General features: G+C 41.9%; 12 protein-coding genes. All 12 read right to left on the bottom strand.

The genetic code is table 11. The features are described from left to right. Position 1: 1 nt before the first annotated feature. The gene (locus ABS917_RS00630) at positions 2-913 is read right to left on the bottom strand and encodes a dihydroorotate dehydrogenase (RefSeq protein WP_350477210.1); all 912 of its coding nucleotides are present in this window, start codon (positions 911-913) and stop codon (positions 2-4) included. After that, entirely contained in the window at positions 910-1,683 is a 774-nt protein-coding gene (locus ABS917_RS00625) for a dihydroorotate dehydrogenase electron transfer subunit (RefSeq protein ID WP_350477209.1), read from the bottom strand. Before ABS917_RS00625 ends, ABS917_RS00630 begins: the two co-directional genes overlap by 4 nt. 1 nt (position 1,684) lies before the next feature. After that, entirely contained in the window at positions 1,685-4,882 is a 3,198-nt protein-coding gene (carB, locus tag ABS917_RS00620; protein ID WP_350477208.1) for a carbamoyl-phosphate synthase large subunit, read from the bottom strand. Further along, on the bottom strand, positions 4,875-5,975 hold the full coding sequence (locus ABS917_RS00615; RefSeq protein WP_350477207.1) for a glutamine-hydrolyzing carbamoyl-phosphate synthase small subunit: 1,101 nt from the start codon (positions 5,973-5,975) through the stop codon (positions 4,875-4,877). The genes carB and ABS917_RS00615 overlap by 8 nt, the downstream gene beginning before the upstream one ends. Then, complete coding sequence (locus tag ABS917_RS00610) at positions 5,975-7,249, bottom strand: dihydroorotase (RefSeq protein WP_350477206.1); 1,275 nt, start codon at positions 7,247-7,249, stop codon at positions 5,975-5,977. The genes ABS917_RS00615 and ABS917_RS00610 overlap by 1 nt, the downstream gene beginning before the upstream one ends. After that, complete coding sequence (locus ABS917_RS00605) at positions 7,212-8,129, bottom strand: aspartate carbamoyltransferase catalytic subunit (protein WP_350477205.1); 918 nt, start codon at positions 8,127-8,129, stop codon at positions 7,212-7,214. The genes ABS917_RS00610 and ABS917_RS00605 overlap by 38 nt, the downstream gene beginning before the upstream one ends. Before the next feature lie 248 nt (positions 8,130-8,377). Continuing rightward, positions 8,378-9,676, bottom strand: a complete 1,299-nt coding sequence (locus ABS917_RS00600; RefSeq protein ID WP_350477204.1) for a solute carrier family 23 protein — start codon at positions 9,674-9,676, stop codon at positions 8,378-8,380. 22 nt (positions 9,677-9,698) lie between these two features. Next, positions 9,699-10,241 carry a bifunctional pyr operon transcriptional regulator/uracil phosphoribosyltransferase PyrR gene (pyrR, locus tag ABS917_RS00595; RefSeq protein ID WP_350477203.1) on the bottom strand — a complete coding sequence of 181 codons (543 nt, stop codon included), beginning with the start codon at positions 10,239-10,241 and terminating at the stop codon, positions 9,699-9,701. 804 nt (positions 10,242-11,045) lie between these two features. Beyond that, the gene (locus ABS917_RS00590; protein ID WP_350477202.1) at positions 11,046-11,948 is read right to left on the bottom strand and encodes an RluA family pseudouridine synthase; all 903 of its coding nucleotides are present in this window, start codon (positions 11,946-11,948) and stop codon (positions 11,046-11,048) included. Beyond that, a complete protein-coding gene (gene lspA, locus ABS917_RS00585) occupies positions 11,948-12,424 on the bottom strand; it encodes a signal peptidase II (protein WP_350477201.1) in 477 nt (158 codons plus the stop codon). Before lspA ends, ABS917_RS00590 begins: the two co-directional genes overlap by 1 nt. 180 nt (positions 12,425-12,604) lie before the next feature. Continuing rightward, positions 12,605-12,931, bottom strand: a complete 327-nt coding sequence (locus ABS917_RS00580; protein ID WP_350477200.1) for an AzlD domain-containing protein — start codon at positions 12,929-12,931, stop codon at positions 12,605-12,607. Continuing rightward, a complete protein-coding gene (locus tag ABS917_RS00575; protein ID WP_350477461.1) occupies positions 12,928-13,602 on the bottom strand; it encodes an AzlC family ABC transporter permease in 675 nt (224 codons plus the stop codon). Before ABS917_RS00575 ends, ABS917_RS00580 begins: the two co-directional genes overlap by 4 nt. Positions 13,603-13,661: the final 59 nt, after the last annotated feature.

Below are 13,661 nucleotides of genomic sequence, written 5' to 3'. Positions count from 1 at the left end.
ATTAACGGTGGCTCCTTCCGATAATTTCTGAAATATGGTCCACATTTAACGTGTCCAGCAAGTCCGGTAATTCCTCAATAATTGTCGGGCATACGAAATGATCAACAAAGTTTGCTGTACCTACTGCTACAGCTGATGCACCAGCAGACATAAAATCGATTACATCCTGTGCACAAGTTACTCCGCCCATGCCGATAATCGGAATGTTCACCGCTTTATAAACGTCATACACCATACGTATTGCTACCGGTTTAATGGCTGGACCTGATAAGCCACCTGTCCCGTTTGCAATGACAGGTTTCCCTGTACGCTCGTCCAAACGCATTCCCACAAGTGTGTTAATCATCGTTATACCGTCCGCTCCGCCTGCTTCAACCGCTTTGGCTATGTCTACGATATTTGTCACGTTCGGAGATAGTTTTACATATACAGGTACATTTGAAACTGCCTTTACAGCAGCAGTTAACTGCCTCGCTGTTTCCGGATCCGTCCCGAACTGTATCCCCCCGCATTTTACATTCGGACAAGAAATGTTCAATTCTAACGCCTTTACGTTAGGTACCTTTGAAATACGCTCTGCTACTTCCACATAATCCGCAACTTCAGTGCCGGCAACATTGGCAATAACCGGGACATCATAGTTTTCCAAAAACTTCAGCTCTTCTGCCATTACCTTTTCAATCCCTGGATTTTGCAGGCCTATTGCATTTAGCATACCAGCTGATGTTTCGGCTACACGCGGCGTCGGATTTCCTTTACGCGTTTCCACAGTTGTTGCTTTAATCATGATGGCACCAAGCTTTGACAAGTTATAAAGCTGGGCATATTCGCGCCCAAAGCCAAAGCAGCCTGATGCTGGCATAATTGGATTTTTCAAGTCCAAACCTGGCAATTGTAAGTTTAAACGGCTCATAATGACACAACTCCTTTCGGGAATACTGGCCCGTCCGAGCACACTTTTACATAATCTTTTCCGTAGCCTTCAGTCGTATCGCATACACATGCAAAGCACGCACCGATGCCGCAGCCCATCCGTTCCTCAAAGGATAAGTACCCCTCTTTTTCAGGATAATAGCCTTCTAAAGCACGAAGCATCGGCAAAGGACCACATGAATAAAACAGATCGAACTCGGGCTTTACTTCATCAAATACTGTTGTAACAAACCCTTTCGTTCCCTTCGTACCGTCTACTGTTGCATAGTGCGTATCGCCTAAAGCATTGAAATGTTCCTCGTAGAAGCATACATCCTCTGATTGGAAACCTAGTACATGAATCGTTTTCACGCCGCGCGCATTTAGTTGTTTCGATAACTCATGGAGTGGCGGAACACCAATCCCCCCCCCTACTAAAAGCGCTGTCTGGCCAGGTTTAGCCGCTTCAACTGGAAACCCGTTCCCTAACGGACCTAATACATCCACGATCTCATGTTCACGGTTTGTTGCAAGAAATTTTGTGCCACGACCTTCAGCACGGTAAATCATCGTAAATTCATTTTTTTCTTTATCTACATTGGCAATACTGATTGGTCGACGCAACAAGGGCTCGAATGTATTTGACACCTTTACATGAACAAACTGGCCAGGCGTCATGTCCTGAACCAGTTGTCCTTGTAGTGTCAATTCGAAAATGTTCGTCGCAATTTGCTTTTGTGCCACAACTGTCATTTTCTCTTGACGAATCATTTTAGTGTACAACCTCCGCTTTCGGCATTTCTTCTGCTGTAAATGTCATTGACTCAATTACGCGCAGCATTGCTTCTGCTGTATCTAATGAAGTTAGGCATGGTACGCCGTTTTCAACAGATTCACGACGAATACGGAAGCCATCGCGTGCCGGCTGTTTCCCTTTTGTTAATGTATTGACAACTAATTGGGCTTCACCGTTTTGAATCATATCTATCAATGTTTTGCCTTTACCGCCGATTTTTTCAACGATGTCTGTTTTGATACCATTTGCTTCAAATGTTTTTGCTGTACCTTCTGTTGCTACGATGCGGTAGCCGACTGTCGAGAAGCGTTTCGCCAGGCTGATTGCTTCCTGTTTATCTTTATCAGATACAGTGAACAGGATGGTACCATGTGTTTTAATTTCCATACCCGCTGCTACGAAGCCTTTGTATAATGCTTTTTCGTATGTTGCGTCTTTCCCCATTACTTCCCCGGTAGATTTCATTTCAGGCCCTAATGTAATGTCGACACGGCGTAATTTGGCAAATGAGAATACCGGTACTTTTACGAATACGCCTTGCTTTTCTTTTGCCAGTCCTGTTGGGTAGCCTTGTTCAATAATTGATTGACCAAGAATCGCTTTTGTTGCGATATTTGCCATTGGGATGTTTGTAATTTTACTTAAAAACGGTACAGTACGGCTTGAGCGTGGATTTACTTCGATTACGTATATTTCGCCTTTGCTCATTACATACTGGATATTCATTAAACCGATAATGCCAAGACCTTTTGCAAGGCGAGTCGTATAATCTACTAATGTTTCTTTCTGAGCATCTGTCAATTTTTGTGGTGGATATACACTGATTGAGTCGCCTGAGTGCACTCCTGCACGTTCAATATGCTCCATGATTCCTGGAATTAACACATTTTCACCGTCACAAATGGCATCGACTTCAATTTCCTGTCCTGTTAAGTAACGGTCGACCAATACAGGGTGATCCGGAGATGCTTCAACCGCGTTTGTCATATAGTGAGCAAGCTCTTCCATGTTATAAACAATTTCCATTGCACGTCCCCCTAGTACATATGATGGGCGAACTAATACCGGGAAACCTAAACCTTCGGCAATTTTCATCGCACCTTCAGCTGATGTTGCTGTATCTCCAGGAGGTTGTGGAATTTTCAGTTCTTGTAATGCCGCTTCGAATTTATTACGATTTTCAGCACGGTCAATATCTTCAAGTGTCGTTCCTAAAATTTTCACACCGTTCGCTTCCAGCTTATCCGCTAAATTAATCGCTGTTTGCCCGCCGAACTGTACAACTACACCGATTGGCTGCTCCAGATCGATAATGTGCATCACATCTTCAATTGTTAACGGCTCGAAGTATAATTTATCCGAAATTGAGAAGTCAGTCGAAACCGTTTCTGGATTTGAGTTAATGATGATTGCTTCATAGCCTGCTTCCTGAATTGCCCATACAGAGTGAACTGTTGCATAGTCGAACTCTACCCCTTGACCGATACGGATCGGACCTGAACCAAGCACGACAACAGAAGGTTTCTCTGTACGGATGGATTCATTTTCTTCCTCATAAGTTCCGTAGAAGTATGGTGTGTTTGATTCGAACTCCGCCGCACATGTATCAACCATTTTGTATACTGGTATAATTCCATGCTCTTTACGGAAATCATAAACTGCTTGCTCTTCCATTTCCCAAAGCTGTGCGATTTTTTTATCCGCAAAGCCTAAACGTTTCGCTGTGCGTAAGATTTCCTGATCGCCTTTGTTCTCAGCCAATGTTGTTTCCATATCAACAATTTTTTTCAGCTTCGTTAAGAAGAACATATCAATTGCAGACCATTCATGGATTTTTTCCACTGTTACACCACGGCGCATTGCTTCGCCGATAAAGAATAGACGTTCATCCCCTGCTTTTTTAATACGCTTTTCAATCCACACATCAGTTAAATCATCCGCATTTTTCATTTCAATATGCACATGACCAGTTTCCAATGAACGAACAGCCTTTAAAATCGCTTCTTCAAATGTACGACCAAGTGCCATTACTTCCCCAGTCGCTTTCATTTGTGTACCAAGGTTACGTTTTGCCGATTCGAACTTATCAAATGGCCAACGTGGAATTTTTGCGACAATGTAGTCAAGTGCCGGCTCGAAGCAAGCAAAAGTTGAACCTGTAACAGGGTTTTTAATTTCATCCAGTGTAAGCCCTACTGCGATTTTTGCAGCAAGCTTCGCAATCGGATAGCCAGTCGCTTTTGATGCTAGTGCAGATGAACGTGATACACGCGGGTTTACTTCGATTACATAGTACTGGAATGAGTAAGGATCTAATGCCAGCTGTACGTTACAGCCACCTTCGATTTTTAATGCGCGAATAATATCGAGTGAAATGTTACGCAGCATTTGGTTTTCACGATCCGATAATGTTTGTGTTGGTGCTACAACGATCGAGTCACCAGTATGGATACCTACAGGGTCAAAGTTTTCCATATTACATACTACGATTGCATTATCCGCCGCATCACGCATTACTTCATATTCAATCTCTTTAAAGCCTGCGATTGATTTTTCCAGTAAACATTGTGTTACAGGAGAGTATTTTAAACCAGACGTTACAATTTCCTGTAAGTCCTGATCGTTATAGCAAATTCCGCCGCCTGTTCCGCCAAGTGTAAAAGCCGGACGAACGATTACCGGATAACCGATTTTTGCAACGAATGCTTTCGCTTCTTCCATGTTATGAATAATATCTGACTCTGGAACCGGTGCACCAAGTTCATACATTAAGTTACGGAACAAGTCACGGTCCTCAGCTTTATGAATCGCATCTAGTTTCGTACCTAAAATTTCAATTCCTAGTTCATCTAAAATGCCTGACTCATCAAGTTCGATTGCCATATTTAATCCTGTTTGACCACCTAATGTAGAAAGAATGGCATCAGGACGCTCTTTACGTAAAATACGCGATACAAATTCAAGGCTGATTGGCTCGATGTATACTTTGTCTGCAATCTCAGTATCCGTCATAATCGTCGCCGGGTTCGAGTTAATTAATATTACTTTATAGCCCTCTTCTTTTAATGAAAGACATGCTTGTGTTCCTGCATAGTCAAATTCCGCTGCTTGACCGATTACGATCGGACCTGAGCCGATTACTAAAATTGTATTTATATCTGTACGTTTAGGCATATTGGTTCTCCTTTGCTGCTTCGATTTCCATCATTTCGATAAATTCGTCAAATAGGTAGTTTGAATCTTCAGGACCTGGTGATGCTTCCGGGTGATACTGCACAGTGAAAATCGGATATTCCTTATGGCGTACTCCTTCACAAGTCCCATCATTTAAAGCGACATGCGTTAACTCTAGATCAGTTTCTTTTAATGACTCGATATCAATTGCATAGCCATGGTTTTGGCTCGTTAAATCCGTGCGGCCGGTACGCAGATTTTTTACCGGGTGATTTCCGCCTCGGTGACCGAATGGCAACTTAAACGATTTCGCGCCACAAGCTAGTGAAAACAGCTGGTGCCCTAAGCAAATACCGAAGATTGGCACTTTTCCGATTAGTCCCTTTATAGTTTCGATTCCTTCTGTCACATCTTCCGGGTTCCCTGGACCATTTGAAAGCATAATACCATCAGGATGCATTGCTAAAATTTGTTCGGCAGTCGTATTGTATGGTACGACCAGTACATCACAGTCACGCTTGTTCAGTTCGCGTAAAATTCCGTGCTTCATTCCAAAGTCGATCAGCACAACACGTTTTCCGCGTCCTGGTGACGGGTATGCCGCTTTTGGCGAAACTTCGCGAACATGGTGTGTAATATACGGTGTCTCCTGTAATCGAGCGACGATCTGTGCGATATCCACTTCGGCGTCTGCTTCAGTTAGAATCGCTCGTACAGCTCCTTTTGTCCGAATAATGCGCGTTAATTTTCTTGTATCGATTCCTTCTATGCCAGGGATATTTTGTGATGCCAAGTAATCCCCTAAAGACATATCAGAGCGCCAGTTTGATGGTTGCTCTGCCAATTCACGTACTACGAAACCGCGGATTGCAGGAGTGATTGCTTCGAAGTCATCACGGTTGATGCCGTAATTTCCGACTAAAGGGTATGTTAATGTAACAATTTGCCCGTAGAATGATGGGTCAGAAATTGTTTCCTGGTAGCCTGTCATCCCTGTTGTAAATACAACTTCTCCTTGACTTGCTTTGTCGCTTCCAAATGCAGTCCCTGTAAATACAGTGCCATCTTCTAAAATTAATAAACGCTTTTTCATTATTCTGCCTCCTGATATACAATATTGCCTTCAAACATCGTTACTACCGGCCATCCTTTTGCTGTCCATCCGTTAAATGGTGTATTGCGTCCTTTAGAAACAAAACCTTCTGCATCGATTGCCTGTTCCTTATCCAAATCGATTAGTACAAGATCCGCAGAAGCTCCTACTTCCAATGTTCCGTATGGAAGATCGAAAATTCGGGCTGCTTTTACACTCATCCAGTCGACTAATTGCTTTAATGTCCATTTCCCTGTCGCTACAAAATTTGTATACAATAATGGGAATGCTGTCTCGAAACCGACGATTCCAAATGGTGCTCCGACCATACCGCAGCATTTTTCCTCTTCTGTGTGCGGTGCATGGTCTGTCGCGATACAGTCGATCGTACCGTCCAGCAATGCTGCATGCAGTGAGTCTTTATCGTCTGCAGCACGTAATGGCGGATTCATCTTCCAGTTCGCATCATCTGATGGAATGTCCATTTCTTCTAATAATAAGTGGTGCGGGCAAACTTCAGCAGTCACTTTAATTCCTGCCGCTTTTGCATCCCTTACTGCACGTACGGATTCTTTCGTCGATACGTGGCATACGTGGTAACGTGCACCAGCCGCTTCAGCCAGCAGTACATCTCGTGCGATTTGTACTGACTCGCAAATAGAAGGTATCCCTGGTAATCCAAGTTCTTTATTGCGTTTTCCTTCATGCATAACCCCATCGTAAATAAGTGAATTATCTTCACAGTGTGCAACAACAACCGCATCGATTTTTGCTGCCTGCTGCATTTGCTCATACATAGTCGACGCTAGCTGAATTCCGATCCCGTCATCCGAGAAAGCGACTGCACCCTGTTCTTTTAACTCTTGCATATTTGTGCGAACTTCACCTGAAATATCTTTTGTTAATGAACCATATGGTAACACTCGGATTACTGCACTTTCTTTGATCAATCCGTTAATGAGCTGCATATTTTCTACCGAATCCGGTACCGGCTTCGTATTTGGCATCGCACAAATTGTTGTAAAACCGCCTTTTGCTGCAGATGCCGAGCCTGTTGCGATCGTTTCTTTATGTTCAAAGCCAGGCTCACGTAAATGTGTATGTACATCGACAAAACCTGGTGATGCGAAATGGCCTTTACCATCAATCAGCTTAGCGCCAGCTGGAATGTCTCCATTAATCGAAGCGATTTTGCCGTTTTCTATTACAATAGTAGATACTACTAATTCGCCTTCCTCATTGAGTAGCTTCACATTTTGTATAACTGTTGTCATATTGATCTCTTCCTTTCAAAATCGTTTCTAAAATGGCCATTCGTGTAAATACACCGTTTCGCACTTGTTCAAAAATGCGGGAACGACTGCATTCAACAAGGGCATCCGCAATTTCCACATCGCGGTTTACCGGTGCCGGGTGCATAATGATAGCCCGTTCTTTCATCCGCTGTTCACGTTCAATCGTTAAGCCATACTCTGCATGGTAGCTTTCTTTTGAAAAGTTTTTACTTACAGAGTGACGTTCATGCTGGATACGCAGCAGCATGATGACATCGCTGTCTTCCAGTACTTCATCCCAGCTATGTGCCGCTTCGAAATTACCTGCCCATGCCGGCGGACAAAGGAATCGAACATTTGCCCCTAAACGAGTAAGTGCAGTCGCATTTGATTTTGCAACACGGCTATGTGAAATATCACCGACGATCGTAATATTCAGATCTTCAAATCGTCCGAACTCTTTTTGAATCGTATATAAATCCAACAGTGACTGTGAAGGATGCTGGCCTGCGCCGTCTCCTGCATTGATGACCGCACAGCCGATCCCTTCCAAAAGCTCGTTGTAATATTCATCTTCCTTATCCCGAATTACGACTGCATCGATTCCGATCATTTCCAATGTTTTGACTGTATCGTACAGCGTTTCTCCCTTTGTTGTACTCGAGAACTCCCCATCAAACGGAATAACTGTACATCCTAGTCGACGCTCCGCCATTTCAAAGCTTGTTTTTGTACGTGTACTTGGCTCAAAGAAAAGGTTTGCTACATGAAATTCGCGTTGTAACACAGGTTTTTCTCCATCTTCGAAATGCTGTGCTCGATTTAAAATCATCATTATTTCTTCATTTGACAAATGTTCCATCGATAATAAGTTTTTCATGTGAGTACCTCCGCTTATATCAATTACGCCCCAGCGCAAATGCTAGCTTGATATTATTTTATTACATTATGAATATTTAATCTACTTTTTGTTTAAATATACAATATCTCGTCATAAATAAGCCTCGCTATCATCATTAGCGAGGCTTGAAGGGTGTGACAAGGTAAGGCATCATCCTGTTGATGATCCTTTCATGCATGTCATACCCTTCCTTGCCTCTCTGGACAATCTTTAAAAGGTATCTTTTTTTATTCTTCTGTTTCGTAAATATCATTTTCTGTTACTTCACGACCTGGCAATACAAGGTTCAAGATGACACCGATAATCGATGCTAATGCCATTCCTTCAATCGCAAAGCTTTCTGTAAAGCGCATTGCTGCTCCGCCGATTCCAACTACCAGAATTACAGATGCAATGACCATGTTACGGTTATTTCCGAAGTCCACTTTGCTTTCTACTAACATTCGTAAACCGCTTGCTGCAATAATCCCGAATAACAGGATTGAAATACCGCCAAGTACTGCTGTCGGAATCGTTTCAATCAGTGCCATCAGCTGACCTGAGAACGATACGACGATGGCAACAACTGCTGCCCCTAATATTACATACACTGAATATACACGTGTGATCGCAAGAACCCCGATATTTTCGCCGTATGTTGTTTTTGGCGGACCACCGATCAGCGCTGAAGCAAATGTTCCAAGACCGTCACCTAACAGCGAACGATGTAAACCCGGGTCTTTAATATAGTTACGGTTTACAACTTTCCCTAATACTAGCTGGTGACCGATATGTTCAGAAATCGTTACAATGACAATTGGCACCATTCCGATAAAGATTGCTCCTGTAAGTTGGAACTCGTAGTGTACACCAGGGATTAAAAAGTCCGGCAATGCGAAGAACTTCGCACTTTTTACTGCCGTGAAGTCAACGATCCCAATGATGACTGAATATATATAGCCGACTACAATTCCCATAAGAATCGGCATTGCACTTAAAATATTTTTAAAGAAAACGTTGAAAACAATCGCCGTAGCTAATGTTACTAATGCTGCCGAGAAGTGAAGGCCGCTGTATTTGCCGTCCACGTTCATCGCCATATCTATTGCCGTGCCTGATAATCCTAATCCGATTACGATGATTACCGGTGCAACGACGATTGGCGGCAAAATGTTCATCAGCCATTTGTAGCCTGTTTTCCAAATTAATAATGATACGACTGCGTATACAATCCCGACCATCATTGCTCCGATCATTGCATTTCCAGGGTTGATGGAAACACCTGCTTCTGTTAAGCCGGCTACTAATATAATCGGAGAGATAAAGGCGAATGATGAACCTAAGTAAGCCGGTACTTTAAACTGTGTAATGATCAAAAAGATAATTGTCGCAATTCCGCTTGTTAATAGCGCAATGGATGGGCTTAACCCGACTAATTTTGGTACTAAAATTGTTGATCCGAACATGGCAAACATGTGCTGGAAACTAAATGTAATCAGCTGCCCTACTGTAGGTTTTTCATGAATATCCAATACTGCTTTCGTCATGATGTTCTCTCCCTGTATTCACTTATTCCTCAAATTTATGAATTGTTACAATATCTTCTTTGTCTGTTTCTACGAGATTGACGACAATGCGTTCAACGCTTGATGTCGGGATATTTTTCCCCACATAATCGGCACGTATCGGCAATTCGCGGTGGCCCCGGTCAACGAGAACCCCAAGCTGAATTTGCGCTGGTCTGCCTAAGTCCATAATGGCATCCAATGCTGCACGAACTGTTCTTCCTGTATAAAGAACATCATCGATCAGTACCACTTTCTGATCCTTTACTTGGTGCTCAATATCGACTTGCTTAACTTGTGCCTGATCGTGTTTAGGTGTTAAATCATCACGGTACAATGTGATATCAAGCTCCCCTGTCCGAATCGCTTTCCCTTCGATCGTTTCGATTCTTTCTGCAAGACGTCTTGCCAAATATGCGCCGCGTGTTTTAATCCCGACTAAAATCACTTCGTCAATGCCTTTGTTGCGTTCAATTATTTCGTGTGCGATTCTTGTAATCGCACGGTTCATCGATGGTCCATCAAGTAATACTGTAAAATTTTCCATGTTTTTTTCTCCTTTCATTTTTTCCGTGTTCACAGGGTTTGATCAATGTAAGTTTCAAACAAAAAACCCTCTAGAAAGTTCTAGAGGGTTTGAAAAGTCATGTTGAAAAACTGCACACGGGTATTTTTGCGCACAAAAATTCCGTTGCTTCACATTATCCCTTCTCAGCCTCTCTGGACTGCCATTAAAGGTGAACAATATTCAGATTGATTTGATTTGCTGTGACTACCTGCTTGCTCTCGTCAAGTTCTGTAGTTCACTGTTGTCAGTATAGGCTTGATTATTTAATAAGTCAACAAACTTTGTGAAGGTCAGACAACTGAAAATTAATGTTTGAAGAGTCTGAATTTTACTTCGTTTTTGTACTTTGCGGGGATTTTCTAATAAATGAGCTGAATGTTCTAATATATTTTGAAATCTTCTAATAAAAGTCTGATCTTCTAATATAATGGTTGATTGTTCAAATAAGTATTCGAGATTTTCTAATAAAGCTTCCTTATGTGCTAATATCTGCTGAGCTTCTTCTAATATCCACTTCAAATGTTCTAATGAAATCACTTTAAGCTGTCAGAACATCAATGCATGCAAATATCAATGCCTCTAACCGGAACCATTCCTACCCGTTTTCTAATTAAAGCCACTTCCCTTCTAATATCACTCCAACTTCTTCTACTATCGCTCCAACTTCTTCTATATCTACTTCAAATGTTCCAGTAAAAACACCTGAATGCCACAACACGCAGTATATAATGCATTGAATCAAAAAAACAACCGCCCCCAAAAAAAGGAGACGGCTGTTCGCGATTACCCGCGTAATTCTTCTAATAATTGTTTGAAATCTTCCGGTAGCGGGGATTCAAACTCTAAATATTCTTTCGTTACAGGGTGGATAAATCCTAATACACCTGCATGTAATACTTGTCCGCCGAAATCGATAGTTTTTCTTGGACCGTATTTTGGGTCACCCGCTAATGGGAAACCGATATAGTTCATGTGCACACGAATTTGGTGAGTACGACCTGTTTCAAGACGGCACTCTACTAAAGTAAACTCGCCGAAACGCTCGATTACTTGGAAATGTGTAACCGCATGCTTGCCTTTATCGACAACTGCCTGCTTTTGACGGTCTTTCTGGTCACGGCCGATCGGTGCATCAATTGTTCCTTTTTCATGCGCAATATGACCATGTACTAATGCTGTATACTTACGTGTTACAGACTTCTCAACAAGCTGATTGACAAGACTTTCATGGGCAACATCATTTTTTGCAACCATCAATAAACCGGACGTATCCTTATCAATACGGTGTACGATACCTGGACGTGCCACACCGTTAATGCCAGATAAGTCTTTGCAATGATGCATTAAACCATTCACTAATGTGCCAGAAGTATGGCCTGGTGCCGGGTGAACTACCATTCCACGCGGTTTATTCACGACTAATACGTCTGCATCTTCGTAAACGATTTCCAAATTCAAATCTTCTGGAATGATTTCCAAATCTTCTACTTCCGGAACCGTTACTTCAATAACGTCCCCTTGCTTCACTTTATATTTTGGTTTTACGGCTGCACCGTTCACTAAAATACGTTCTGCCTCCAGCCAGTTACTAATTTGCGAACGTGACCAAGATTCTTCCATTTGTGAAAGTGCCTTATCGATACGTTCCCCTGCAAATTCTTCTATTGTTAATGTGACTATTGTCATTATTTCACCTTTTTCTTATCCTTTTTTTCTTCTAGTATGATCGTAATGAAAAGCATTACAACAGCAATTGTCAAAGCTGCGTCTGCGATATTGAAGATCGGGAAATGATAATTGATTACCGGTATAAAAACATCGACAAAATCAACTACTTCTCCTCGGAATAAACGGTCAATAAAGTTACCTACCGCACCACCTAATAACAGCATTAAACTTACATGAAATAGTGGCTTACCCTTTGCTTCTGTATGATTAAAATAAATAATTGCGATAATGACAGCTACTGTTACGACTGAGAACAACCACATTTGTCCTTCTAACATGCCCCATGCCGCACCACGGTTTCGATGCGATAAGATGCCAAACCAAGGATCCCATACACTGATGCGTTCCCCTAATTCCATATTTTTAACAATGAGCCACTTTGTCCATTGATCCAAAATGACTGCAATTATTGCGATTCCGTAATATTTATACACAGCAAATCCTCCGTTTACGATATATCTTTCCTATTTTAACATAAAAATCAGAGCATCTGATATTTTTAATGCGTGAAAAGTGACAAGAAAGGAAAATAAAACTCTTTTCATAAATAGTAACGTTCTACAAAAAAAGCTTATCCAGTCCTGAATAACTAAATAAGCTTCTGTCTGTTTAATTTAGCCGACAATTAATCGCAGCCCCGCCATTGTCACGACACCGGCAATTACTGTTTTGGATAAACTTTTTGTGAGTAATGCAACAAATAATGTCGGAATAAATGCCATTACATTAAGCCATTGAACCGTAACGATTGCTTCTTCTTTCTCGAAGAAACCTTCAATTACGAGGGCGGACAATATACAAACCGGTATGTAGGCAAGCCATCGCAGGACGATTTTTGGCATCTTCATATTTTTCACTAATATAAACGGCAATATTCTAGGAATCCAAGTTACTAAAGCACAGCCTAAAATTAATAATACCATCGCTACTGAGGTTGTCATTTTTCCAATACCACCCCAATCGTTGCAACAATCATCGTTGATAACAAAACAGCTAAATGCCCGGGCATAAAGTAGAGCATCCCGTACATGCTGATGATCATAATGAAAATCAGTTTTATGTAATGCATTAATTTTTCTTTTGGAATGCTCGCAAGCGTCAGAACAAGCAGTGCGACAAACATTGCCACTAAAGCATAATCCAGTCCCCATTTTTCCGGATCCGGCAGCCATTGCCCGATAATGCCACCTATTGTACAAGCCGCTATCCAAGTTGTATAGGCCGTTATGTTTAAACCATCCATCCATTTTCCGCCAAGACGTCCTTCTTTTCCTGCAGCAACGACGGAAACACCGAATGTTTCATCTGTAAGCAATGTCCCGAACCCGATATTACGCAGCGTAGAATACTTTGTGAAGTAAGGTGCAATTGTCAGTGACATCAGCAAGTGCCGTAAATTGACGATAAAAATTGTGACTATGACTGCTGTTACAGGGGCTCCGGCTAAATACAATCCGCAAAATATAAACTGGGCGGAACCCGCATATACAAGCACCGATAGTAAAAATACTTCCAATACCGATATGCCTGATGCAATTCCTACAACACCAAATGCAAGACCTATGCTAATATACCCTAGCAATGTCGGTACACAATCTTTTATCCCCTGCATAAAAGTATCAGGAGTTAATGGCTTTTGTTCAATTTGTTCCAAAATGTACAACTCCTAAA

Source organism: Solibacillus sp. (genome assembly GCF_040273735.1).
GTDB lineage: Bacteria > Bacillota > Bacilli > Bacillales_A > Planococcaceae > Solibacillus.
This window is presented reverse-complemented; position numbering and strand designations above follow the sequence as displayed.